This is a genomic window from Mesorhizobium kamtschaticum, from assembly GCF_056174585.1.
This window is the reverse complement of sequence record NZ_CM149691.1, coordinates 632,671-657,946: the sequence shown is the minus strand read 5'-3', so window position 1 is coordinate 657,946 and position 25,276 is coordinate 632,671. Positions and strand designations below refer to the sequence as shown.

Genomic DNA, 25,276 nt, shown 5'->3' with positions numbered 1-25,276 from the left:
GCTAAGAAAAAGGCTCTCAGGCGCCATGGCTGAATTTTCGCTGTCCGATCTGGAAAAAATCGTCCACGAGCGCGCCCATTCCGGTGATCCCGACTCTTGGACTGCCAAGCTGTTTGCGCGCGGCATCGACAAGGCGGCGCAAAAACTTGGCGAGGAGGCGGTCGAGACGGTGATTGCCGCCGTCAAGGGCGACACACAGGGCCTCGTTTCCGAAAGTGCCGATCTTATATATCATTGGCTTGTCGTTCTCGGCCTTTCGGGTGTTCCGTTGAGCGACGTGCTCGAGGAGCTCGAAAGCCGTACCGGGCGTTCGGGCATCGCCGAGAAGGCGTCACGGCCCAAGGGCTGACCGCGAGGGAGGGCAGGTATCTCGATGGATCAGCTCGCGCCAACCGAGAAATATTCCCCTTTTCGTTTTTTCTCGGCCGAGCAATGGTCGCGATTCCGCGCCGACACGCCGCTAACGCTGAGCGATGACGAATTCCGCCGCCTGCGTTCGCTCAACGACCCGGTCGACCTCGAAGAGGTCAAGCGCATCTATCTGTCGCTGTCGCGGCTTCTGTCGGCCCATGTCGAGGCGAGCCAGCTTCTGTTTAGGCAGCGTCAGGCCTTCTTCAATGCCGTCGATATCGTCAAGACGCCGTTCATCATCGGCATCGCCGGTTCGGTCGCGGTCGGCAAATCGACCACGGCGCGCGTGCTGAAGGAACTTCTGGCGCGCTGGCCGTCGAGCCCCAAGGTCGATCTCATCACCACCGACGGCTTCCTGCTGCCCAATGAGGTGCTGCGCCGCGAAAACCTGATGGAACGCAAGGGCTTCCCCGACAGCTACGATGTCGGCGCGCTGCTGCGTTTCCTGTCAGGCATCAAGTCGGCGCTGCCCGATGTCCGCGCGCCGGTTTACTCGCATCTCACCTATGACGTCATTCCGGGCGAGTTCGTCACCATCGACCGGCCCGATATCCTGATCTTCGAAGGCATCAATGTCCTGCAGCCGGGCAAGCTGCCGCAGGACGGCAAGATCGTGCCTTTCCTGTCCGACTTCTTCGACTTCGCCATCTACATCGATGCCGACGAGAAGCTGATCCACGAATGGTACATCTCGCGCTTCATGCGACTTCGCGAGACCGCCTTCCGCAATCCGGACTCCTTCTTCCACCGCTATTCGCAGCTGTCGGAGGATTCGGCGCGCGCCATCGCCGAAGGCCTGTGGACCAACATCAACCTGAAGAATTTGCGCGAGAACATCCTGCCGACGCGTGCCCGCGCCGACTTGATCCTGCGCAAGGGCGCCGACCACCTGATCGAGGAAGTAGCACTGCGCAAGCTCTGAGGCTCAGGCCGCGTTCAACTGGCAGTTAGAACGCCCTTAACTGCCTGTTTGCTAGATATCCTGCTCGACTGCTGCTTTGGTGGTGAGGATAGCTGGCATGGACGCGCCATTCGTTGCTTCCGAAGAACCGGCTGGGTTGCGTTCCGTCACGGCCGCAACTGCCGTTCGGCTCGGCTGGCCTGTGGCCGCGACACTGCTGATTGCCGCCTATGCCATCATTGTCTCGTTGCTTGTCATGCCCGGCAATGTCGACGTGTCCTGGCTGCTGACGATCGGCGAACGCGTGCTCGACGGCGAGCGCCTCTCGGTCGACATCATCGAGGTCAATCCGGCCTTTTCCGCCTGGCTCTATTTGCCTTTCGTGCTGCTCGAGCGGCTGACCGGGCTTTCGGCGGAATTCTGGGTGAGCATCGGCGTGACCGCGCTGGCGATTGCGTCGGTCTGGTTTTCAGCCCGCATTGCCGCGCGGGCGGACGAAACGCTGAAACGGCATCTCTGGATGCTGCCGGCCGCGGTATTCTTCGTGCTGTTCCTGTTTCCGATCGATTTCGGCCAGCGTGAACAGATAGCCGTCATCGTCCTGCTGCCGTGGCTCGCCCTGTTTTCCGCACGCGACAGGACCATCGATTTTCGCGCCGGCCACATCACCGAGCGGACGATTGCCGGCATCGGCGCCGGTATCTTCGTCATGATCAAACCGCCCTACAGCGTGCTCGCCCTGGCGGTGCCGGCCCTGGTCATCGCGCTGCAGCGGCGCTCGCTGCATCCGCTTTTGACGACGGAGAATGTGATCGGCGCCATGCTCACCGTCGCCTATTTGATTGCGCTCGCCATCTTCATGCAGCCCTTCTTCACCGACGTCATGCCCTTGCTGCGTCAGGTCTATCTGCCGATGCGCATGCCTGTGATTGACGTGCTGATGCTGTGGCAGGTCACGATGTTCGTGGCCATGGCGGTCGCCACGCTGGCCATGGCCTCTCCGGGCCGGCTCGATCGCGACGCGAGCACGATGCTGCTGGCCGGGGCCGCCTATGTTCCGGCTTTCGTCATCATGGGCAAGGGCTGGACCTATCAGGCGTTGCCCTTCCTGACGCTCGGCGTCCTGGCATTGATGCTGCAATATGTCAGGCTGAAGCCGCTCCGAAGCCAGCCGCTGCCGGTCAAGGCCGGTGCGGCGCTCGGCCTGTTTTCGATCGTGCTTTTGACGGCGTTGCAGCAAGGCATGGCCTTCGCCCAGTCGCGCCGCGACCTGGATGCCGCCACAGCCGCGATCGTGCGTACCGTCGATCATCCGACCATGATGTCGATCGCGTCGCAATTGCAGTTCAGCAACCCGCTCGCCCGCATGGTCGGCGCCCATTTCGTGGCACGCCAGCAATCGGGCTGGATGGTCAATGACGCGGGCATATTGATGGGGCTGGAACAGGACCCAGCGCGACGCCAGGATCTGGCCGCCCTCAGGGAAAGATACACGGCGTCTATCGCAGGCGAACTTGCCGCGAAACGACCTGACATCATCGTCGATGACGGCACAAACGGACCGCGCGCGCCGGTGTTACTCAACGTAGAGAACCAGCACCCTATGCCGCCGCTGCACGATGCGCCCGGCATTGCCGAGGTGCTGCGCAACTACCGCGTTTTGCATCAGGACGCTTCGGTGACGGTGCTCATCCGCGCCGATATCGCCGCTCGCGAATAAGGCGCTTCCGGAGCGGCCGATCCGTCACCGCCTGGCGACAGACCGGCCGCATCCGCATGTCATGTCCGCGCGGCGTCTCAGCCGTTGGCGAACGGCACGGCGACATAGATCTGGCCGCCGTCGCGTTCAACCAGCAGCAGCACCGATTTGCGGCCCGACTTGCTGGCCTGGGCGATCGCCTGGGTCACCTGTTTGGCGCTCTTCACCGGAACCTGGTTGACGGCGGTGATGATATCGCCCGGCTGGATGCCGGCAGCGGCCGCCGCCTTGTCGGGATTGACGCGCGCAACCACCGCGCCATGCTCATTGTCGGCGAGGTTCATCTGCTGGCGAATGTCTGATGTGAGGTCCATCAGGCCGAGGCCGATCGCCGGTGCGCGCGAGCCCTGTTCGGCGCTCGGCGCGTTGGAGTCATCCGTCGATGCCGTCTTCACATCGTCGCTGTTTTGCCCGACATCGACGGAAATCTGCATGGCCTTGCCCTTGCGCCAGACATCAAGCGGCTCCTTGGCGCCAGGCGCCACATCGGCGACAGCCCGCGACAGATCCTTGGGGTCCTTCACGTCCTGCCCGGCGAAGCCGGTGATGACGTCACCGGTCTCGACGCCGGCGCTGGCCGCGGGCGAGCTGTCATTGACCTTCGAAACCAGCGCGCCGCCGGCATGATCGAGTCCGATGGCGCTGGCCACATCCGGCGTCACCGGCTGGATCTCGACACCGAGATAGCCGTATTGGATCGAGCCGTCCTTCTCGAGTTTGGCGACGACCTTCTGGGCCTGGTCGGACGGGATGGCGAAGCCGACACCGACACTGCCGCCATTGGGCGAATAGATCGCCGCGTTGATGCCGACGACATTGCCATTCACATCGACCAGCGGGCCGCCGGAATTGCCGTGGTTGATCGGCGCGTCGATCTGGATGAAATCGTCGAACGGTCCGCTGTGCAGGTCGCGGCCGCGTGCCGAAACAATGCCCGCTGTGACGGTGGTGCCGATGCCGAACGGATTGCCGATCGCCAGCACCTGGTCGCCGGTCATCAACTTGTCGGAGTCGCCCCATTTGACTGTCGGCAAGGGCTTGTCGGCTTTGATCTTGAGCACGGCAAGGTCGTTCTTGGCGTCGCGGCCGACGAGTTTGGCGGGAAGTTCGGTGCCGTCATCGAGCGTCACCTTGATCGAGGAAGCGCCGTCGACAACGTGGTTGTTGGTGACGATAGTGCCGTCAGCATCGACGATGAAGCCGGAACCGAGTGCCTCGGCGCGTTGCGCCTGTTGCGGCGGTGTCTGCGGAGCGGGCATGCCCTGGTCACCGAAGAACTGGCGGAAATATTGGTCGAATGGCGAGTTGCCGAGAGGCATCCCGTCATCGGCGTTTGCCGGCTGTGCTTTCATGACGGTGGTAATCGTCACCACTGCAGGCTTGTCGGCCGCTACGATCGGCGCAAAGGAGCCGTTGGGGGCGGTGATACCGGCGACGGGGGTCTGGGTCGTCGCGACAACGTTGCTCACGCCTGTATTGCCGGCACTTTGAGCAAACGAAACGACGAAGGGGCTGACGATGAGGGCGGCGCCCAGCAATGCGGCGACGCGATGTCTGCGAAGAATGTTGAGAGATGACATGGTCGTTGTCCGTGCGAGACATTGGGTTCGGCGCCGTGGCCTTGGGAGGGGAGCGGCCCATTCGGCGTACCGGCCGTCGCGGCTGCCTGTCTCGCTTCATGCGGCAGCCGTTCAGGTCGATGAAACCGGAATCTAGGGTGCGGATGCGGGCGAATTAGGTTTTTTCGATTATATTACAAAGATTTAATTCTTTGTGAGCCGATGAGCACCCGACCGTCTTGCGATCATTCCTGCCAGCGCACGGTCTTCGCGAAGGTCAGATATCGCCGGTCTGTCTGATGTAAGCCGTTGCAATCTCACGCATACGTCTGCCGTCGAAGCTCGGCCCGTGGCCGCCATGACCGACTCGGATCGGCAGGTCGAGCAGCCGCTGCATGGTGCTGATATAAGCGGCGCGGTCGGAATCCGGCAGGCTGTCGATCAGCGTGTCGTCGTAGATGGCATCGCCGCTGAAAACAGGCCGTCTGCCTCGTCGAACAGCGCGATCGAATCCGGCGAATGCCCGGGCAGATGCAGGACGCGGAATTGCCGGTCGCCGAGATCGATCACGTCGCCCTCATCGAGGGTTCGCGTCAGCGGCGCCGGCGGGATCTTGTAGTCGGACGACTTCCAGCCCGGCGCCGGCAGTTTCGAAACGGCACCTTCGAGATCGTGGAACATGTAGGCGTAGGTCGCCGCCTCATCCATGCTCTCGAACTGTGCCGCACTCATCTTCGGCCCCGCCCGCCAGGGAAATTCATGCAGCGAGCCGACATGGTCGAGATGGATATGCGTGGCGAAGACCAGCAGCGGCTTGCCCTGCGGCGTCTCGATCTCCGGCGCCAGCGGACAGATGCCCATGCCCGTATCGACCAACAGGTCGGCGTCGCGGCCGCGCAGATGCCAGATGTTGGCGCGCACATAGTCATGCACGAACGGTTCGGTCAGCATCGTCGTCTTGTCGTCGACGATGCTCTTGCTGAACCAGTGAGCCTGCATCAGACGAACGGCTTCCCGACCTTGTACTTTTCCGGCACCAGCCGCTTGAGATAGGCCATGCCGGCCTCGGACAGCTGGTTGACGTCGGGCTTCATGAAGTCGTCGGGCATGTGGCGGGTCTTGCCGGCGACGTTCTTCAGCGGCACCTTCTTCAGCACGGTCTTTGAGCCATCATATTGCAGCGCCACCGAGCCGCCGCCCTGTTCGGCGACGGAGACGGCGAAGGCGCCGGCATCGAAGGCCTCCTGTGCGTCGACCGCGCTGATGGCGCCGATATAGCCGCGCGGCATGTAGCCCAGCGCGTCGACGCGAGCCCGCTTGCCCGGCAGGCCTTCGGCCAGCGCGCGCTCAAGTGCGGCCGGCAGGTCGCTGCCCGACAATTTGACGTTGCCATGCGCGTCGCGCTCGAGCTTGTCCGGCGGCACCAGGCTTTCGACCAGCGCCTTGCCGTCGGCGGTGCTCACCCCTTCCGAAACGGCAACGATGCAGCGCTTGTGACGGTCGAGCGTGGCGCGCACGTCGTCGATGAAGGAGGCCGCCGAGAACGGCCGCTCCGGCACATAGACCAGGTGCGGGCCGCTGTCGGGGTCGAGTTGCCAGGCCGCGGCCGCGGCGGTCAGGAAGCCGGCGTGCCGGCCCATGACGATGCCGACATAAATGCCGGGCAAAGCGCGAAAATCGAGATCGACCGACAGAAAGGCACCGGCGACGAACTCGGCGGCCGAGATGAAGCCCGGCGTGTGGTCGTTTTCCTCCAGATCATTGTCGATCGTCTTCGGCGCATGGACGAAAGCGATGGAGCCGCCGGCGGCATCGGTCAGGATCTGCTGCGTACCCGACGTATCGTTACCGCCAATATAGATGAAGGCATCGGCACCGGCCTTCTTCAAGCCGTTGAGGATGACATCGCAATAGGCCGCATCCGGCTTGTCGCGCGTCGAGCCGAGTGCTGCACTCGGCGTTCCGGCAATCAGCCGCAGCCGATCCTCGGGTATGGCGGAAAGGTCGACATAATTGCCGTCACGGATGCCGCGCACGCCATGGATGGAACCCAGCACCTTGGCGCCGGGATGCCGCTTGCGGATCTCCAGCGTGGCGCCGACCACGGTCTGGTTGATGACGGCGGTCGGGCCGCCGCCCTGCGCGATGACAAAAGTTCCGGCCATTCCTGACGTCTCCCGAGGCGATGGTTTTCAAGGCACCTTGGCCTGTCTTGTCGCATCGCGCAACGGGGGAGTCGGGAGTGTGATCTCGAAAAACATGCCCTCGGGCCTGACCCGAGGGTGGAAACCGGTTTCGGCCAAGATCCTGCTCGAACGGGACGATAAAGCGGCCGCGGCGACCACCCAAACGATCACATGACGACGACCGGGTTTTTCTTCGAAACGCGGCTGTAGAGATCGATGATGTCCTGGTTGATCAGGCGCACGCAGCCCGACGACATCGCCTGGCCGATGCTCCACCACTCCGGCGAGCCGTGGATGCGGTAGCCGGTGTCCTTGCCGTCCTGGTAGATGTAGAGCGCGCGCGCGCCGAGCGGGTTGGTGAGGCCGCCGGGCTGGCCACCTTGCCACTTCACCAGTTCGGGCTTGCGCTGGATCATCTCCGGCGGCGGCGTCCAGACCGGCCATTCCCGGCCATACTGGATGTTGGCGCGGCCCGACCAGCGGAAGCCGTCCTTGCCGATGCCGACGCCGTAGCGGATGGCGTCGCCGCCCGGCTGGACGAGATAGAGCATGCGCTCCTTGAGATGGACGACAATGGTGCCGGGCGCCTCGCCGGTGGTGTCGACGACGATCTGGCGGCGGAATTCCGGCTTGACCTTGAGATAGGGTACTTCCGGCACGTTGAAGCCGTTGTCGGTCAAGGCGGCATACATGACATCGGCGCTGGTGATGTTCTTGTCGACGCTGATCGCGGGCCGCATCGGCGGCACTGAACCGGTGACCGTATTGTCGAGCTGGAGCATCGGCATACCGCCGTCGCCCGAGGTCGAACAGCCGGCGGCGCTGAGCAGTGCCAGCGCGCCTGCCCCGGACAGGATGGCGCGGCGGGAAAGATGATGATCGGTTTCGATTGCGTCGCCGTTTCGTGGCGGCGTCAGACCTTGCGGCAACTCACGCATATACCCAAACCCTACGCTGTCGGCGGGAAGCACGGTCCGGCCGGATAGCGGGCATTTTCATCATTCATGGTTGATAAAGCGTGAATGCCTTGCGCTGCCTGCATTTGCGCGGTTCCTGGCGGCATCAGGCCGTGCTGGCTGACCGCCAGCCGAGCGTTCCTGCACAAAAAGACCTAGCTCGGGTCATAATCCCGGCACCGGCCTCTCCTACCCATCGGGCGATCAGCGAGGGGTTTCCATGTGCAAGACGTTAAGAACCGACATCAAGCTTTTCGGCGCTGCCATTGTCGCGGCCGCATTGGTTCTCGGTGCCGATGTCAGCCTAGCCGATATAGTGAGCACGCTGGGCGGCGCGAACTGACGCCGACCTGCCTTTGGCGCAATTGATAGCGCGGCAACTCCAGGAAAGGCGTGTGGCGGTCTTCCGCCCGCATTGCGTAAAAACGAAAATCAGACCTCTTTACATTCTCCCGGGCTTCAGGATTTATCCTTTTCCTTAACCCAAGGGAGAACAGACATGTCCTTCGAAAACTGGGCCGCTTTCGCCGCCGCGTCGACCATCCTCCTCATCATTCCGGGTCCGACCATCCTGCTGGTCGTGTCCTATGCGCTGGGCCAGGGCTGGCGCACCGCTCTGCCGATGGCGGTCGGCGTGGCGCTCGGCGACTTCACCGCCATGACCTTGTCAATGCTGGGCATCGGCGCGCTGCTCGCCGCTTCGGCTGGTGTTTTCACCGTCCTGAAACTGATCGGCGCAGGTTATCTGATCTATCTCGGCGTAAAGCTGTTCCGCGCCGGCGGCGCGCTGAAGGCAGAACCGCGCACCGACGCGGTATCGTCGGCCAAGATGATGGCGCATGCCTGGCTGGTCACCGCGCTCAATCCGAAAAGCATCACCTTCTTCGTTGCCTTCCTGCCGCAGTTTCTCGACCGGCATGCCGATTTCTGGACGCAGATGCTGATCTTCGAGACGACCTTCCTGGCGCTCGCTTTCGCCAATGCCTTCGGCTACGCGCTGATCGCGGCGCGTGCCCGCAATGTCGTGCGCAATCCCAAGGCGATCCGCATCTTCAACCGCACCGGCGGCACGCTGCTGGTCGGCGCCGGCATCGCCACCGTGGCGATGCGTTCGGGCAATTGACGTTCCGACGTGGACGCAGGTGAGGCCCGGAGGGCTTCACCATTTGACGCTGAAACCCAGATTGCCCTCAAGAATGCGGCGCTTGTCGCCGCCGAGATTGGTGGTGTAGTCGCCGGTGGCGAAGAGGCTGACCTTGTCCGTGACCTTGGCGACGACACCGCCGCCGAATTCGAACGAGGTCGACCGGCCCTCGGTCGAGATGTCGGTGGTGTCGAAGCGGACAGTGTCGGTGCCGCCGAAATCATGCCAGATGTTGGCCTTGAGGTAGGGCTGCAGCGCCATGCCGTTGATCGTTGTCTCGCCCTGCAGCCGTACACCCAGCCGACCGCTGACGCTGTCGTCGGTGCCGAACGATACCGACGAGAAGCGGTCGTTGGTGTCGTCGAGCGACAGATGTTGCCAGACCAGTTGCGCCTGTGGTTCGAGCGTCCAGCCCTGCGCCAGCGCTATGGGATAGCCGCCTTCCAGCGAAGCGGTGACACCGGCGCCGCCGATATCGATGCCGATATCGCGCGACGATGTCGCGTCGCCGCCGAAGAAGGTGGCCATGAGGACACCGTCAAGATACCAGCCGCCCTGGCCGATGCGGGTCCAGTAGCCGCCAACGCTGGTGCCGCTGACGTCGAGCCTGCCGACGGACAGATCGTTCCATCCCAGCGCCTGGCCGCGCACGTCGCCCTTCATGCTGGCATAGGCGATGAACAGGCCGGCGCGATCGATTCCGCCCGAGGCGGTCTCGCGGCCGAACACGTCGAAGCCTGCCTGAAGGCCGAACAGCGTGCCGTCGAAGGAGGGCGACACCGTTCCCGACCAGCCCATCTCAGCGTCCTGGCCAAAAATGCGGCCCCAGACCGGCGACAGCTCCGGGTCGGACAACAGGCTCTGCTCACCCCGCCGTTCGTGGAAGGTGCCGAGGGTCGTCATCGCCAGGTGCTCGGCGACCGGCGGCAGGGCCGAATAGACGGGCACCTCGATGCGGTAGAGCGGGATCACGGCTGCCTGCACCGCGGTCGCGCCGGGTGTCGGCGGCGTCGGCTGGACCGGCGGCGGGCCCGGCAGCGTTGGCACGGGAAGCACGGGCGCTTCTGTCGGAACGACCGGCGGTGGCGGTGGCGGGTCCGCGGGTGGCGCCGGCGGTGGTGGCGGCGGCGGCTCCGGTTCCGGATCGCTAGCCCGCACCGGTGGTGTCGGGTCGACCGGCGGGGTGTTGATATCGCCCTCGCTCGGCGGCGGCGTCGGTGGCAGTTCGGAGGCCGGCGGGGGCGGTGGCTCGGCTGCCGGCGGCTCGGGTTCCGGCGGCGGCGTGGGTTCGAGCGCCGGCGGGGCCGGAGCCGGTGTCGCCGGTGTGGTCAGCGTCGAGCGCAGATACCAGTTTTCGTCGCTGCCGGCGCTGACGCCGCCCTTGAACAGATAATATTCGAAGGCGCCGGCGGCGACCGGGGCGTCGAGCGCGAATGTGGTGGCGCCTGAAGTGGCGCCGTTGATCGCCTGGACGACCATGATGCCGTCCTGCGTGGTTGAAGCACCCGCGCCGCCGACATTGACCACGGAAATGCCGGTCGACCCGGACGCCGTGCCGCCCGACAGGACCAGCCTGTCGGAAGCGGAGGAATCGTCACCGAGTTCGGTCTGGACAAGCAGCAGGCCGCCGGCCCCGACATAATTGCCTGAAATCGTCAGCCTGTCGGTCGCGCCCGTGCTGCCGTTGGTCAGGTCGATGCGCCCGGCATTGGTGACCTGCGCCAGCTGGCCAGCCGTGAAGGCCTGGATCGCCGAATTGAAGCCGCCGCCATAGAGCGTGCTCGAAGTATCGACGCTGAGCGAACCCGTGCCGGTGCCGCTGTCGCCGAGCTTGAGAGTGCCGTCGAGCGTCAGTTCGGTGTCGTTGGTGGCGTCGACCGTTTCCCAGTCCTGAACCCGGCTGATCCCGTCCAGCTTGACGTTGTCGAAGGTGAGCGCGTCGGTACCAAGGCCGCCATTCAGGGCATCCGTGCCGCCGAGATTGGCGTTGGTGAGGTTGCTGAGCTTGGCGGTATCGTTGTCGCCGCCAAGATCGACCGCGCCATAGATGATGCCGCCGCCATTCCAGACGAAACTGTCGGCGCCAAAGCTCATCAACACATCGCCACCGACCGTGCCGCCGGTGATTGTCACGCTGTCATTGCCGCCGCTGACGCTGATGTTGCCGCCGATCGTGCCGCCCGAGAGGATGATCGTGTCCTGGTCGAAGCCGGTGACGAGGTTGCGGTCGATGGTGCCGCCGGACATGTTGAAATAGTTCTTGTCGAGCTTCATGTTGACCCGGCCGATGCGCCCGCCGGTCATCACCGCATGATCGCCATCGTCGAAGAAATCGACGATACGCCCTCCCGTCATGGTGAAGGTGTCCAGCCCGTCGCCCTGGTTGAGCGATCCGATCTGGCCGCCGCTCATGTTGAAGTCGTCGATGCCGGCGCCCTGCTGGACATTGCCGGCGACGGTGCCGCCACCGATGGTGAAGAAGTCCGTGCCGTCGCCCTGGTCGACCGTGCCGGTGATGGTGCCGGACTGCATGTTGATGCGGTCCGCGCCGACGCCGAAGGCGACGCTGCCGCTTATCTGGCCGGTGCCGCCGGCGGGAAAATTCAGCGTGTTGTCGCCGCTGGTATCGGTGAGGCTACCGCCCGAATCGCCGCTGTCGCAGGTGAAGGTGGTGTTCCCCGCCGATGGAACCAGCACGCAGGCTGCCAAGGCTGCGGAATTGGGTAGCAACGCCAGCGCTGTAGTTGCAAGTAAGCTAATAAACCATGGATGGATTTGCCGCGGCTTTCGCCGCAACAAAGCAATATCCTCGCCCGCGTGCTCCGAGCGGCTGTTCGGAAGCTGTATTTCAAAATGCCGCATCGCGTCCCCTCTCAGATCGCGATTACAAGCCCTCCGTCGCGCCGCAATGAAGCCACAATTCGTTCGATTTTACAAAGCCTAATCTGCCAGTCATGGTTGATGAACTGCAAAATCTACTGAAGTAGACGCGCGCAGTGCATGGTTGGCGCGTCTGTGGCCCATGCTTTATGATCGCCTTGGACCGAGGGCATCGTGCCCACAACACGCCGGTCAAAGGAAATTGCATGCCAATCAAGGACACATTCGGCCTGGCATTCTCGGGCGCGACGGAAGCGGGGTTCACGCCCTACAGCGAGGCGGTACGCCAATTGCAGTGCTTCATCGGCGATCCCGTCGGCTCCGTCGATCGCGCCATCGCGGAAAATCCCGGATTTGTCATGGCGCATGTCTTCAAGGGCTACCTCTTTGGCCTTGCCACCGAGCGGGACGCGACGGCGGTGGCCAGGGCCTGCCATGAGACGGCCCTGCCGCTTGCCGCGACAACGCGCGAACAGGCGCATGTCTTGGCCCTTGGCCATCTCGCCGGCGGGCGCTGGCATGACGCCGCCCGCATTCTCGAGGACATCGCCATCGACGCCCCGCTCGACGCGGTGGCGCTGCAGGTCGGGCACCAGATCGACTTCTTCACCGGCAATGCCCGGTTGCTGCGCGACCGCATCGCCCGCGCCTTGCCGTCCTGGCAGAACGACATGCCGGGCTACCACGCCATGCTCGGCATGCAGGCCTTCGGGCTGGAGGAGATGGGCGAGTACGCATTAGCCGAAAAGCTCGGCCGCACGGCGGTCGGGATCGAGCCGCGCGACGGCTGGGCACAGCATGCCGTGGCGCATGTCATGGAAATGCAAAGCCGGCAAAGGGATGGCATCGCCTGGATGCGCGCCGACCCCGAGGCTTGGACGAAGGACAGTTTCCTCAAGGTGCACAATTGGTGGCACCTGGCGCTGTTTCACTATGACCTTGGCGAGATCGACGAGGTGCTGGCGATCTATGATGGGTCGATCTACGGCACGCCATCAACAATGGCGCTGAACATGGTCGATGCCTCGGCGATCCTGTGGCGGCTTTATCTCGGCGGCGTCGATGTCGGCGACCGCTGGACGGCGCTCGCCGCCAACTGGCCCAAGGCCGGCGCCGGGGACTATGCCTTCAACGATGCGCATGCGATGATGGCCTTTGTCGGCGCCGGGCTCGACGCCCCGGCCCGCACCTTGCTCGAGGCGCAGCGCGAGGCCATGCGCGGCAATGACGACAACGCCGCCTTCACTCGCGATGTCGGCCATCCCCTGACGCTGGCGATCAAGGCCTTCGGCGCGGGCAACTACAGCGAGGCCATGCGCCTGATCCAGCCAATCCGGGCGATCGCCCATCATTTCGGCGGCAGCCATGCACAACGCGATGTCATCGACCTGACGCTGATCGAAGCAGCCTTGCGGGCCGGTGACGGCGCGTTGGCCAGGGCGCTCACCGCCGAGCGTTCGACGGCACGGCCGGACAGTCCACTGTCGGCGCTGTTCTCACGACGCGCGGCCGATTTGTCAGAGAATTGACCGCAAGCCGATCTTGCCTTAAAAACTGGCTCGGCCAGATTTTTTCGGGATCCGAAAAAATAAGGACGTGGGAGGAAAACATGTATCTCGGCCTCGACCTGGGCACGTCGGGCGTCAAGGCGCTGCTGATCGATGCCGGGCAGACTGTCGTCGGCTCCGGCCATGGCGCGCTTGATGTCTCGCGGCCACATCCCGGCTGGTCCGAGCAGGATCCGTCCCACTGGATACGCGCCTGCGAAGACGCGATCGCCGAACTGAGGGCCTCTTATCCCAGGCAGTTCGCGGCGGTGAAAGGCATCGGCCTGTCGGGCCAGATGCATGGCGCCACCTTGCTCGATGCGGCCGATCATGTGCTGCGCCCCTGCATCCTGTGGAACGACACGCGCAGCCATGTCGAGGCGGCCGCACTTGACGCCGATCCGCGCTTTCGCGCGCTGACCGGCAACATCGTCTTTCCCGGCTTCACCGCGCCAAAGCTCGCCTGGGTGAAGAACAATGAGCCTGCTGTCTTCGCCAAAGTTGCGAAGGTGCTGCTGCCGAAGGACTTTTTGCGGCTTTGGCTGACCGGCGAGCACATTTCGGAAATGTCCGATTCTGCCGGCACATCCTGGCTCGATGTCGGCAAGCGCCGCTGGTCGCCGGATCTGCTCGCTGTCACCTCGCTTGACGAGAGCCAAATGCCGTCGCTGGTCGAGGGCACTGAGAAGGCCGGCGGGCTGCGTGCCGAGCTGGCGTCGAAATGGGGCGTCGAGGCCGGCATCCCCATTGCCGGCGGCGCCGGCGACAACGCGGCCTCGGCCTGCGGCATGGGCACGGTCGGCGCCGGCCATGCCTTTGTCTCGCTCGGCACGTCGGGCGTGCTGTTTGCCGCCAACGCGTCCTATCTGCCCAACCCGGCAAGTGCTGTCCACACATTCTGCCATGCGCTGCCCAACACCTGGCACCAGATGGGGGTCATCCTGTCGGCGACCGATTCGCTCAACTGGCTGTCGGAGATCACCGGCAAAGGCGCCGGCGAGCTGACCGCTGAACTGGGTGACACACTGAAGGCGCCGACCGGCGTGTCCTTCCTGCCCTATCTCTCGGGCGAGCGCACGCCGCACAATGATTCCGCCATTCGCGGGTCCTTCACCGGGCTTGCGCATGAATCGAGCCGCGCGGTGCTGACGCAGGCGGTGCTCGAAGGTGTCGCCTTCGCTTTCCGCGACAGCCTCGAAGCCCTGAAGACGGCCGGCACCACATTGACGCGCGTGACCGCGATCGGCGGCGGCTCCCGCTCGCGCTACTGGTTGAAATCGATCGCCACCGCGCTGCAGGTGCCGGTGGATATTCCCGCCGACGGCGATTTCGGCGCCGCCTTTGGCGCCGCCAGGCTCGGGCTGATCGCGGCGACCGGCGCCGATCCGCTGGCCGTGTGCTCCGCGCCAAGGACGGATGCCACGATCGAGCCGGATGCCGCGCTTGGTGGGGCGTATGCGGACGCGTATCATCGCTATCGCGCGCTGTATCCGGCGATCAGGGGCGTTACGGCGTGAGTCAGTGCGAGGCACCCCCCTCTGCCCTGCCGGGCATCTCCCCCTCTAGGGGGGAGATTGGCGGTGTCGACGACTGTGCCAGTCTTGCAGGGTTGGTGGTTGGCGAAGGTAGAAAAATCAGCCAATCTCCCCCCTTGAGGGGGAGATGGCCGGCAGGCCAGAGGGGGGCGCCTCGCGTCCACCCAGCCAGCAAAGCCTCACTGCGCCGGCACCTTGTCCAGAAATCCGGTGACGCTCTTCAGGCGGCCGTTCTCGATGACGCCGATATCGGTGCCTTCGATGACCGAAGGGACACCCTCCGGGCCGAGATTCCAGGAGAAGCGGATCTTGTCGGCAAAGCCGTCCGGCGTGCCCTTCAGCGAGAACCTGAAGCCGGCAAAGCGCTGTTGCACGCCGTCGATCAGCGCGGCGACGCCTTCATGGCCGTCGCCCTGCATCAGCGGATCGCGATAGCTGACGTCTTCGGTGAAGGTCGCCTTGAGCAATTCGGCGCGGCGGGCGACATCGCTTTCGTTCCAGGCGGTGATGTAGCCATCGGCGATTGCGTTGAGGTCGGTCATGGTCTGTCTCCTTTGTTTGGTGGCTTTGACATCGGCTTTTTCGACCAGCCCAGGACCTAAACCAATTACGCCTGAGGTAATCAGGGCGAACTATTCGAGAGAGGACAGAAATCATGAGCAGCGGATTTTTCGGCGACATCCAGAAGATCAAATATGAGGGGCCGGATTCGACCAATCCGCTGGCCTACCGGTTCTACAATCCGGACGAGGTCGTGGCCGGCAAGCGGCTGGAAGACCATCTGCGCTTCGCCGTCGCCTACTGGCACTCCTTCGCCTGGCCGGGCGGCGATCCCTTCGGCGGCCAGACCTTCGACCGTCCCTGGTTCCCCAAGGCCGGCGGCATCGATACGATGGAACTGGCAAAACTCAAGGCCGACGTCGCCTTCGAGATGTTCTCGCTGCTCGGCGCACCCTATTTCTGCTTCCACGACGCCGATGTGCGGCCGGAGGGCAAGGATTTCTCCGAAAGCGCTGCCCGTCTCGACGAGATCGCCGATTACTTTGCCGGCAAGATGAAGCAGACCGGCGTCAAGCTGCTCTGGGGCACGGCGAACCTGTTCTCCAATCGCCGCTTCATGTCGGGCGCCGCCACCAATCCCGATCCGGATGTCTTTGCCTATGCGGCGGCGACTGTGAAAAGCTGCATCGACGTCACCAAGCGGCTGAAGGGCGAGAACTATGTGCTGTGGGGCGGGCGCGAGGGCTATGAGACGCTGCTCAACACCGACCTTGCCCGCGAGCAGGAACAGGCCGGTCGCTTCCTCAGCCTCGTCGTCGACTACAAGCACAAGATCGGCTTCAAGGGCACCATCCTGATCGAACCGAAGCCGCAGGAGCCGACCAAGCATCAGTACGACTACGACGTCGCCACCGTGTATGGCTTCCTCAAGCGCTTCGGCCTGGAGAAGGAAGTAAAACTCAACATCGAACAGGGCCATGCCATCCTCGCCGGCCATTCCTTCGAGCACGAACTGGCGCTGGCCAATGCGCTCGGCGTCTTCGGCTCGATCGACATGAACCGCAACGACTATCAGTCCGGCTGGGACACCGACCAGTTCCCCAACAACGTGCCGGAAATGGCGCTCGCCTACTACCAGGTCCTGCAGGCCGGCGGCTTCAAGACCGGCGGCACCAATTTCGACGCCAAGCTGCGCCGCCAGTCGCTCGATCCGCAGGATCTGCTGATCGGCCATATCGGCGGCATGGACTCTTGCGCACGCGGTCTGAAGGCAGCTGCCCGCATGGTCGAGGACAAGGCGCTGTCGGCTCCGCTGGCTGAACGTTATGCCGGCTGGAACACGGCCGAGGGCAAGGCGATGCTGTCCGGCAAGCGCACGCTGGAGGACATCGCCGAGCGTGTGGTGAAGAAGAAGATCGAGCCGCAGCCGCGCTCCGGCCGCCAGGAATTGCTGGAAAACATCGTCAACCGCTACGTCTGAGGCGGAGGGCCGATTCGTATGCTCGAGGGGCGGCTGGATAACACTCCTGCCGCCCTGGAACGGCTTTGCGCCAAAGGGCGCATCCGGCGACAAGGTTTTGCCCCTTCGCGCCCCTCAATCACCTCGCTCTTGCCTTCAAACTGCCGTCACGTATCTCGTATAAGAGTGACCTTGTGGCGGGTGAAAAGGAAGGAGGCGAACCGATATGCAGCACGAACGCGAAATCGACGCCCTACTGTCATCCGGCGAGACCGGATCGATCATCGACCGGCTGATGGCGCTGCCGCGGCCGACCGACAATGTGAAGAACGAATGGGATCGCGCTGTCAGCAGCCGATTTGAAGTCCGTCTGGCGAGGCAGATGCGCTCGCAGATGGACGCCGGTAGCGATCGACAGAACGCCGCGTAATCCCCTGGACATGATTATCCTCGGCGAAGCCTGACCGGGGCTTCGCCAAAAGCTCTTGAAAACGCTCTGGAAAATGCCGCGGCGGACGAGAATCCCGTCCGCCCGGCAGTATCGGCCATGGCCACACGCGTGTCGACCACCAGCCGGCGCGCCGCGCCCAGGCGCAGCCTCAGATAATAGGCGCCCGGCGTCTCGCCGATCGACTTGCGAAAGATGCTTTCCAGTGTCCGCGCTGTCACCCCGGCACGCTTGGCTATAGCCTCTATGGTCAGCGGCTGGTCGACATGCGCCTCCATCAGCCGGATGGCCTGCGCCAGGCGTGGATCGTAGCCGTCGAGCCGGCCGAGCGAGACCAGCGGCTGCGCATCGGTCGCCACGCGCGCCTGGTCGTAGATGAACGCGCTTGCCACATCCAGCGCCACGGCCATGCCGAGCCGGGTGCGGATCAGGTGCAACATCAGGTCCAGGGTCGGCGACGCACCGCCCGTGGTGAACACCGGCCCATCGATGATGTAGCGATCGGGGCGCACGTCGACGCCTGGAAAGGCCGACGAAAAATCCTCCATGTCCTCCCAATGGGTGGTGGCGCTGCGCCCCTCCAGCAAGCCGGCGCGCGCCACCAGCCATGTGCCTGCCTCGACGCCGCCGCAGGCGCGGGCCGACCGTGCCGCGCGGCGCAGGCCGGCGAGCAAGGCAGACGTGACATAGTTCTGCGTGCCGAAGCCTGCGACCACGACAAGGACATCGGTCGGCTCCGTCGCATCGAACCGGCCGCTGACCGCCACCGGCAGGCCGCATGTCGTGACCGGCGCCTCCCCGGTCACCGAAACCAGTTTGAAGTCGAACAGGGTTTCGCCGGCGATGCGGTTGGCGGCGCGCAGCGGATCGACGGCGCATGCCACGCACATGATGGATGCTCCGGAAAACACCAGCATCGTAACCTTGAGCGGCGACTGCTCGACGCGAAAGATTGTCGTTTTTTCGTTTTTCATCATGTGACCTTCGTAAAACGCAAAACAGTTCCCGGCAAGTCGCGCAATGTTGTGCGGGTTCCTGTGCATGTCGTTGTCCCAAAACCGGTTCCCACTTTTGGGCGACATGCGTGGCTGTTTCGACTAGGAGGAGAATTCCATGCCGCTTGCGATGAACCGCGAGGTTTTCATTACCTGTGCCGTGACCGGATCCGGCGGCTCGCAGGATCGCAGCCCCCATGTGCCGCGCTCGCCCAAGCAGATCGCCGATTCGGCCATCGATGCGGCCAAGGCCGGTGCTGCCATCGTCCACTGCCATGTGCGCGACCCCGAGACCGGCAAACCGCGCCGCGATGTGCATCTCTACCGTGAAGTGACCGAGCGCATCCGTGACGCGAACGTCGATGTCATCCTGAACCTGACCGCCGGCATGGGCGGCGACATGGTGTTCGGCTCGCCGGAAGCGCCGCTGCCGCTCAACGAAAAGGGCACCGACATGGGCGGCGCCACCAACCGCATGGAACATGTGCGCCAGTGCCTGCCGGAAATCTGCACGCTCGACTGCGGCACCATGAACTTCGCCGAGGCCGACTATGTCATGACCAACACGCCCGGCATGCTGCGCGCCATGGGCGGCATGATGACGGCGCTCGGCGTCAAGCCCGAGATCGAGGCTTTCGACACCGGCCATCTCTGGTTCGCCAAGCAGCTGGTCGAGGAAAAGGTGCTCAACCCCGACGCGCTGGTGCAGCTCTGCATGGGCGTGCCGTGGGGCGCGCCTGACGATCTCAACACTTTCATGGCCATGGTCAACAACGTGCCGTCGACCTGGAACTGGTCGGCCTTCGCCATCGGCCGCAACCAGATGGCCTATGCGGCGGCGGCCGTGCTCGCCGGCGGCAATGTCCGCGTCGGGCTGGAAGACAATCTGTGGCTCGACAAGGGCGTGCTCGCCACCAACGCGCAACTGGTCGAGCGCGCCGCCAGCATCGTCACCAATCTCGGCGCCAGGATCCTCGGCCCGGAGGAAGTGCGCAAGAAGCTCAACCTGACCAAGCGGGCGCCGATCGCAGCCGCGGCTTAGAGCGGGAGGCAGTCATGACAACTGTCAAGTTCACCGCGATGAAGGATGGCGACAAGGACGACTATGAGTTCCTGACCGCCCATGAAATCGACTATGCCGCCAAGACCGGCGATCGGCTGCTCGACGCGCTGGTGCAACTCGATGAAGGCCTGTCGGGCTACAAGATCACCCGGCTCGGCCATTCGCTGCAGGCGGCGACGCGCGCCTGGCGCGACGGCGCCGACACCGACTGGATCGCCTGCGCGCTGCTGCATGACATCGGCGACATCTACGCGCCCTACAACCACGACGAATATGCCGCTTCGATCTTGAAACCCTTCGTGCGCGAGCAATGCACCTGGGTGGTGGAAAAGCACGGCGACTTCCAGCGCCTCTATTACGCCCATCATCTCGGTGGCAACCGCCATGCCCGCGACCGTTTTGCCGGCCACGCCTATTTCGACGATTGCGACCAGTTTTGCGAACGCTGGGACCAGTCGAGCTTCGACCCCGATTACGAAATGCTGCCGATCGAGTTCTTCCGGCCCTTCGTGCTCGAAGTCTTTGCCCGCAAGGCCTACGACGCATCCGTGATCCGCGCTGGCGAGCGCGTGCCTCTCATCGATCCACAGACAGCCAAGACAAGAACCGGAGCTTCCGCATGAGCATCATCAACAAGGCGGCCGCCATTGGCGGCGGTGTCATCGGCGCCGGCTGGGTGGCGCGCCTGCTGCTCAACGGCATCGACGTGTCGATCTTCGATCCCGATCCCGAGGCCTCGCGCAAGGTCTCGGAAGTGATGAAGGGCGCGCGCCGCGCCTATAAGCAGATGGTGCCCGGCGGCCTGCCGAAAGAGGGCAAGCTGACCTTCGCCAAGACCATCGCCGAGGCGGTGGCCGATGCCGATTTCATCCAGGAAAGCGTGCCGGAGCGGCTCGATCTCAAGCACAAGGTCCTTGCCGAGATCGACGCCCACGCGCCGGCCAACGCCATCGTCGGCTCGTCCACATCAGGCATCAAGCCGACCGACATGCAGGTGGCGATGAAGAAGCACCCGGAGCGGCTGGTCGTCGGCCATCCGTTCAATCCGGTCTATCTCCTGCCGCTGGTCGAGATCGTCGGCGGCGAGCAGACTTTCCCTGAAGCCATCGAGGTCGCCAAGGAGATCTATGCCTCGATCGGCATGAAGCCTGTCGTCATCCGCAAGGAGATCGAGGCTTTCGTCGGCGACCGCCTGCTTGAGGCAGCGTGGCGCGAGGCGCTGTGGCTGATCAAGGACGGCATCTGCACCGTCGAGGAACTCGACGACATCATGCGCTACGGCTTCGGCCTGCGCTGGGCGCAGATGGGCATGTTCCAGGTCTATCGCGTCGCCGGCGGCGAGGCCGGCATGCGCCACTTCATGGCGCAGTTCGGGCCGTGCCTGAAATGGCCGTGGACCAAGCTGATGGACGTGCCGGAATTCAACGACGAACTGGTCGACCTGATCGCCACCCAGTCGGATGATCAGGCGCACGGCCTGTCGATCCGCGAGCTTGAAAAGATCCGCGACGACAATCTGGTCGCGATCATGGATGCGCTGTCGAAGCAAAACAAGGGCAAGGGCTGGGGTGCCGGCGCGCTGCACAAGGACTATACCAAGCAGCTCGCAAAGCTGGCGGCGAAGAAGCCGGCGGCTTCAAAAGCCGCCGAGAAGGCCAAGGCCACCAAGCCGGTGAAAAAGGCTGAGAAGCCGAAGAAAAGAAGAAAGGCTGAGACCATGGATTTCGGTCTTTCGGAGGAACAAAAACTCATCGTCGAGACGACGCGCGCCTTCGTCGAGAACGAGCTTTATCCGCATGAGCGCGAGGTGGAGCGCACCGGCGTGCTGCGCCGCGAGCTGATCGAGGAGATCAAGGCCAAGGCGATCGAAGCCGGGCTCTATGCAGCCAACATGCCGGCGGACGTCGGCGGCGCGGGCCTCGATACGGTGACCTGGCTGCTCTACGAAAAAGAACTCGGCCGCGCCAATTACGCACTTCACTGGACCTGTGTGGCGCGCCCCTCCAACATCCTTTTGGCCGGCACGCCGGAGCAGCGCGAAAAGTATCTGTTCCCGTGCATTCGCGGCGAGAAGTGGGATTGCCTGGCGATGACCGAGCCGGGCGCCGGCTCCGATCTGCGCGGCATGAAGGCGACAGCGGTGCAGGATGGCGACGACTGGGTGCTGAACGGCACCAAGCATTTCATCAGCCATGCGGATCTCGCCGATTTCGCCATCGTCTTCATGGCTTCCGGCGAAGAGGATTCGCCGCGCGGAAAACGCAAGAAGATCACCGCCTTCTTCGTCGACAAGGGCACCAAAGGCTTCACCGTGCGCGACGGTTATCGCAACGTCTCGCATCGCGGCTATACCAACGCCATCCTCGAATTCGACGATTGCCGGCTGCCGGCAAGCCAGGTTCTCGGTGAGGTGCACAAGGGCTTCGACGTCGCCAATTCCTGGCTCGGCGCCACCCGCCTGCAGGTTGGCGCCACCTGTCTCGGCCGTGCCGAGCGGGCGCTGGGCCATGCCGTCGAATATGCCGCGCAGCGCCAGCAGTTCGGCCAGCAGATCGGCAAGTTCCAGGGCGTATCGTTCAAGCTCGCCGACATGGCGACCGAACTGAAAGCCGCCGACCTGATGGTGTTCGAAGCCGGCTGGAAGTACGATCAGGGCACCGTCACCGACCAGGACATGGCCATGGCCAAGCTCAAGGCCACCGAGATGCTCGCTTTCGTCGCCGATGAAGCCATACAGGTCCATGGCGGCATGGGACTGATGGACGACCTGCCGCTGGAGCGCATCTGGCGCGACGCCCGCGTCGAGCGCATCTGGGAAGGCACTTCGGAGATTCAGCGACATATTATTTCGCGGGCGCTGCTGCGTCCGTTCGGAGCTTAGAGCATGATCGCCCAAAGTCGGGATTCGGCTTTGTCGGACAAACGAGATCGTTTGTCCTGAGATGATGCTCAAACGAAAAGATGACCATGCATAAACTCGAACGTCTCCTGCGCCCGAAATCGATCGCCGTCTTTGGTGGCGTGCAAGCGGCCGCCGTCGTTGCGCAGTCGATCAAGATGGGTTTTGCCGGCGAAATCTGGCCGGTGCATCCGACCAAGGAAGAGGTTGCCGGACGCAAGGCCTATCGTTCGGTCGCCGATCTGCCCGGCGCGCCGGATGCCGCCTTTGTCGGCGTCAACCGGCACCTGACCATCGAGGTCATCAAGGCGCTGGCCGAGCGCGGCGCCGGCGGCGCCGTCTGCTTTGCCGCCGGCTTCCTCGAAACCGAGGCCTATGACGATGATGGCGAGCGGCTGCAGGCCGAACTGGTCGCCGCTGCCGGCCAGATGCCGATCATCGGGCCGAACTGCTACGGCCTGATCAACTATGCCGACGGCGCACTTTTGTGGCCCGACCAGCATGGCGGCATCAGGCTGGAGGAGGGCGGCAAGGGTGTCGCCATCATCACCCAGTCCTCCAACATCGCCATCAACATGACGATGCAGAGGCGTGGCCTGCCGATCGCCTTCCTGATGACCGCCGGCAACCAGGCACAGACCGGCCTCTCCGAAATGGCGCTCGGCCTGATCGAGGACGATCGGGTGACCTCGCTCGGCTTGCACATCGAGGCTTTTGACTCCGTAGCCGGCTTCGAACGATTGGCGGCCAGGGCGCGCGAGCTAAGAAAACCGATTATCGCCATGAAGGTCGGGCGTTCCGAGCAGGCGCGACAAGCAACCGTCTCGCATACCGCCTCGCTCGCCGGTTCGGACGCGGCCTCGGGCGCTTTCCTGAGGCGGCTCGGCATTGCGCGCGTCGATTCCATTCCTGCCTTCATCGAGGCGCTGAAGCTTCTGCACATCACCGGACCGCTGCCCGGCTACAGGCTGTCGTCGATGAGCTGTTCGGGCGGCGAAGCGTCCGTCATGGCCGACAGCGCCGAAGGCCGTTGGGTCAACCTCCCGGTGCTGACCGACACCCATCGCGCCCATGTCAAATCGACGCTCGGGCCGCTGGTCGCGGTCGCCAACCCGCTCGACTACCACACCTTCATCTGGAACAACGAGCCGGCGATGACCGCCACCTTCACCGCCATGGTGTCGGGCGGCTTCGATTTGAACATGCTGGTGCTCGACTTCCCGCGCCCGGACCGCTGCTCGGTCACCGACTGGTGGGCAACGCTGCGCGCCTTCGAATCGGCGCTGAAGACCAACAAGGCGCACGGCGCGATCGTCTCCTCGCTGCCGGAAAACCTGCCGGAGGAATACACCGCCGAACTGATGGCGCGCGGCATGGTGCCGCTGTTCGGTATTTCCGAGGCGATGGATGCCGCAGGCGCAGCAGCCTTCATCGGCTGGGCGTGGGCCGAACCGCAGGCGCAGCCAATCGACACGTCTGCCTCCGGCGCTGCCGGCGGCGATCATGTCACGCCAGACGAGGCCGAGGCCAAGGCGAGGCTGATCAAGGCCGGTCTGCCGGTGCCGAAGGGCGAGCGCGCCGGCAATGCGGTCGAGGCGGTGATCTCGTCTATGGCGTTGGGCTTTCCCGTCGCCCTGAAGGCGCTGGGTGTCGCCCACAAATCCGAGGTCGGCGCTGTCAGGCTCAACCTCAAGGATGCGGAATCCGTCAGCACGGCGGCGCATGATCTGCTGCCGCTCGGCACCGGGCTCTATGTCGAGCGTATGGTGCGCGACGGTGTCGCCGAGCTGATCGTCGGCTTCACCAGGGATCCGATGTTCGGCGCGGTGATGACGCTCGGCACCGGCGGCGTGCTGGTTGAATTGCTGCGCGACAGCGTCACCTTGATGCTGCCAGCGACGCGCGACGACATCGAGGCCGCATTGCGCGGCCTCAAACTGTTCCCGCTGCTCGAAGGCTATCGCGGCCGGCCCAAGGCCGACGTCGCGGCAGCCATCGACGCCATCGCCGGCATTGCTGCTTTCGTGCAGAAAAATGCCGGCGAGATCGAGGAACTCGACATCAACCCGCTGATCGTCTGCGTCGAAGGCAAGGGCGCCTGGATCGCCGACGCGCTGCTGGTGCTGGGAGAGAACAAGAATGTCTGACGTCATTTCGACCCGCCGCGAAGGCTCGATCCTCGAGGTCACGCTCGACCGACCCAAGGCCAATGCCATCGACCTCAAGACCTCGCGGCTGATGGGCGAGACCTTCAAGGCGTTCCGCGACGATCCGGAATTGCGCGTCGCCATCGTCAAGACATCAGGCGACAAGTTCTTCTGCGCCGGCTGGGACCTGAAGGCGGCCGCCAGCGGCGATGCGGTCGACGGCGACTATGGCGTCGGCGGCTTTGCCGGCCTGCAGGAACTGCGCGACCTCAACAAGCCGGTCATTGCTTGCGTAAACGGCATGGCGGTCGGCGGCGGCTTCGAGCTGGCGCTGTCCTGCGACCTCATCTACGCCGCCGATCATTCCTCCTTCGCGCTGCCCGAAATCCGCGCCGGCACACTGGCCGATGCGGCGACGATCAAGCTGCCGAAGCGCATTCCCTACCATGTCGCCATGGACCTCTTGCTCACCGGCCGCTGGATGGATGTCGCCGAAGCGCATCGCTGGGGCCTGGTCAACGAAGTGCTGCCCAAGGAAAAGCTCGAGGACCGCGTCTGGGAGATCGCCCGCCTGCTGGCCAGCGGCCCGCCGCTAGTCTTCGCGGCGATCAAGGAGACGGCGCGCGTGGCCGAGGCGCTGACCTTCCAGGACGCCATGAACCGGGTGACGCGCCGCCAGTTGGCGACGGTCGATGCGCTCTATGGCTCGGAAGACAACATGGAAGGGTTCCGCGCCTTTGCCGAAAAGCGCGACCCGGTGTGGAAGGGGAAGTGACTCTGCGGAAATGACAGCGCGAAGCACCCCCTCTGCCCTGCCGGGCATCTCCCCCTCAAGGGGGGAGATTGGCAGCTTCAGTCTCGGCGCTCTTCTTGCGACGCAGAAGAT

Annotated in this window: 19 protein-coding genes and 1 pseudogene; 13 read left to right on the top strand and 7 right to left on the bottom strand. The window is 64.1% G+C overall.

Annotated elements, in window-relative coordinates:
* Window positions 1-25 precede the first annotated feature (25 nt).
* The 3 genes from AC0V7N_RS03055 to AC0V7N_RS03045 all read left to right on the top strand — a co-directional run bounded on the left by AC0V7N_RS03055 (window position 26) and on the right by AC0V7N_RS03045 (window position 3,032).
* The gene (locus tag AC0V7N_RS03055) at window positions 26-349 is read left to right on the top strand and encodes a phosphoribosyl-ATP diphosphatase (RefSeq protein WP_475454584.1); all 324 of its coding nucleotides are present in this window, start codon (window positions 26-28) and stop codon (window positions 347-349) included.
* A 24-nt stretch (window positions 350-373) separates the two neighbouring features.
* Window positions 374-1,333: a type I pantothenate kinase gene (gene coaA, locus AC0V7N_RS03050; protein WP_475454582.1), complete on the top strand. Its 960-nt coding sequence runs from the start codon at window positions 374-376 to the stop codon at window positions 1,331-1,333.
* 97 nt (window positions 1,334-1,430) lie between these two features.
* Window positions 1,431-3,032 carry a hypothetical protein gene (locus AC0V7N_RS03045; RefSeq protein ID WP_475454580.1) on the top strand — a complete coding sequence of 534 codons (1,602 nt, stop codon included), beginning with the start codon at window positions 1,431-1,433 and terminating at the stop codon, window positions 3,030-3,032.
* 77 nt (window positions 3,033-3,109) lie between these two features.
* On the opposite strand, the gene AC0V7N_RS03040 is transcribed toward AC0V7N_RS03045, so the two are convergent.
* From AC0V7N_RS03040 to AC0V7N_RS03025, 4 genes and pseudogenes are all read right to left on the bottom strand, one after another.
* A complete protein-coding gene (locus AC0V7N_RS03040; protein ID WP_475454578.1) occupies window positions 3,110-4,651 on the bottom strand; it encodes a DegQ family serine endoprotease in 1,542 nt (513 codons plus the stop codon).
* A 256-nt stretch (window positions 4,652-4,907) separates the two neighbouring features.
* Window positions 4,908-5,629 (bottom strand): annotated as a pseudogene (locus AC0V7N_RS03035) (MBL fold metallo-hydrolase).
* Entirely contained in the window at window positions 5,629-6,795 is a 1,167-nt protein-coding gene (locus AC0V7N_RS03030) for a diphosphate--fructose-6-phosphate 1-phosphotransferase (RefSeq protein WP_475454574.1), read from the bottom strand. The pseudogene AC0V7N_RS03035 and the gene AC0V7N_RS03030 overlap by 1 nt, the downstream one beginning before the upstream one ends.
* A 188-nt stretch (window positions 6,796-6,983) precedes the next feature.
* Window positions 6,984-7,754, bottom strand: a complete 771-nt coding sequence (locus AC0V7N_RS03025) for a L,D-transpeptidase (RefSeq protein WP_475454572.1) — start codon at window positions 7,752-7,754, stop codon at window positions 6,984-6,986.
* 517 nt (window positions 7,755-8,271) lie between these two features.
* On the opposite strand from AC0V7N_RS03025, the gene AC0V7N_RS03020 reads away from it, so the two are divergent.
* Complete coding sequence (locus AC0V7N_RS03020) at window positions 8,272-8,895, top strand: LysE family translocator (RefSeq protein WP_027040694.1); 624 nt, start codon at window positions 8,272-8,274, stop codon at window positions 8,893-8,895.
* Window positions 8,896-8,931: 36 nt separating this feature from the next.
* On the opposite strand, the gene AC0V7N_RS03015 is transcribed toward AC0V7N_RS03020, so the two are convergent.
* Window positions 8,932-11,778 (bottom strand): autotransporter family protein, encoded by a 2,847-nt coding sequence (locus AC0V7N_RS03015; protein ID WP_475454569.1) that lies wholly within the window; start codon window positions 11,776-11,778, stop codon window positions 8,932-8,934.
* Between the two features lie 224 nt (window positions 11,779-12,002).
* Between AC0V7N_RS03015 and AC0V7N_RS03010 the strand changes: the two genes are divergently transcribed.
* Together AC0V7N_RS03010 and xylB are read left to right on the top strand one after the other, a co-directional pair.
* Complete coding sequence (locus AC0V7N_RS03010; protein WP_475454568.1) at window positions 12,003-13,325, top strand: tetratricopeptide repeat protein; 1,323 nt, start codon at window positions 12,003-12,005, stop codon at window positions 13,323-13,325.
* A gap of 80 nt (window positions 13,326-13,405) precedes the next feature.
* Window positions 13,406-14,860, top strand: coding sequence for a xylulokinase (gene xylB, locus AC0V7N_RS03005; protein WP_475454566.1), 1,455 nt, complete (start codon window positions 13,406-13,408; stop codon window positions 14,858-14,860).
* A gap of 197 nt (window positions 14,861-15,057) precedes the next feature.
* On the opposite strand, the gene AC0V7N_RS03000 is transcribed toward xylB, so the two are convergent.
* Window positions 15,058-15,420, bottom strand: coding sequence for a nuclear transport factor 2 family protein (locus tag AC0V7N_RS03000; RefSeq protein WP_475454564.1), 363 nt, complete (start codon window positions 15,418-15,420; stop codon window positions 15,058-15,060).
* A gap of 113 nt (window positions 15,421-15,533) precedes the next feature.
* On the opposite strand from AC0V7N_RS03000, the gene xylA reads away from it, so the two are divergent.
* Window positions 15,534-16,859, top strand: a complete 1,326-nt coding sequence (gene xylA, locus AC0V7N_RS02995; protein WP_475454562.1) for a xylose isomerase — start codon at window positions 15,534-15,536, stop codon at window positions 16,857-16,859.
* Window positions 16,860-17,064: 205 nt separating this feature from the next.
* Complete coding sequence (locus AC0V7N_RS02990; protein WP_475454560.1) at window positions 17,065-17,268, top strand: hypothetical protein; 204 nt, start codon at window positions 17,065-17,067, stop codon at window positions 17,266-17,268.
* A 14-nt stretch (window positions 17,269-17,282) separates the two neighbouring features.
* Here the strand turns inward: AC0V7N_RS02990 and AC0V7N_RS02985 are convergent, their stop codons facing one another.
* Entirely contained in the window at window positions 17,283-18,263 is a 981-nt protein-coding gene (locus AC0V7N_RS02985) for a GlxA family transcriptional regulator (RefSeq protein WP_475454558.1), read from the bottom strand.
* Window positions 18,264-18,399: 136 nt separating this feature from the next.
* Here AC0V7N_RS02985 and bcoG point away from each other — a divergent pair, with 136 nt between their 5' ends.
* The 5 genes from bcoG to AC0V7N_RS02960 all read left to right on the top strand — a co-directional run bounded on the left by bcoG (window position 18,400) and on the right by AC0V7N_RS02960 (window position 25,165).
* On the top strand, window positions 18,400-19,323 hold the full coding sequence (bcoG, locus tag AC0V7N_RS02980; RefSeq protein ID WP_475436700.1) for a 3-dehydrocarnitine:acetyl-CoA trimethylamine transferase BcoG: 924 nt from the start codon (window positions 18,400-18,402) through the stop codon (window positions 19,321-19,323).
* A 14-nt stretch (window positions 19,324-19,337) separates the two neighbouring features.
* Complete coding sequence (locus tag AC0V7N_RS02975) at window positions 19,338-19,967, top strand: HD domain-containing protein (RefSeq protein WP_475454556.1); 630 nt, start codon at window positions 19,338-19,340, stop codon at window positions 19,965-19,967.
* A complete protein-coding gene (locus AC0V7N_RS02970) occupies window positions 19,964-22,225 on the top strand; it encodes a carnitine 3-dehydrogenase (protein WP_496627698.1) in 2,262 nt (753 codons plus the stop codon). Before AC0V7N_RS02975 ends, AC0V7N_RS02970 begins: the two co-directional genes overlap by 4 nt.
* Before the next feature lie 86 nt (window positions 22,226-22,311).
* A complete protein-coding gene (locus AC0V7N_RS02965) occupies window positions 22,312-24,390 on the top strand; it encodes an acetate--CoA ligase family protein (protein ID WP_475454550.1) in 2,079 nt (692 codons plus the stop codon).
* Window positions 24,383-25,165: a carnitinyl-CoA dehydratase gene (locus AC0V7N_RS02960; protein WP_475454548.1), complete on the top strand. Its 783-nt coding sequence runs from the start codon at window positions 24,383-24,385 to the stop codon at window positions 25,163-25,165. The genes AC0V7N_RS02965 and AC0V7N_RS02960 overlap by 8 nt, the downstream gene beginning before the upstream one ends.
* Window positions 25,166-25,276: the final 111 nt, after the last annotated feature.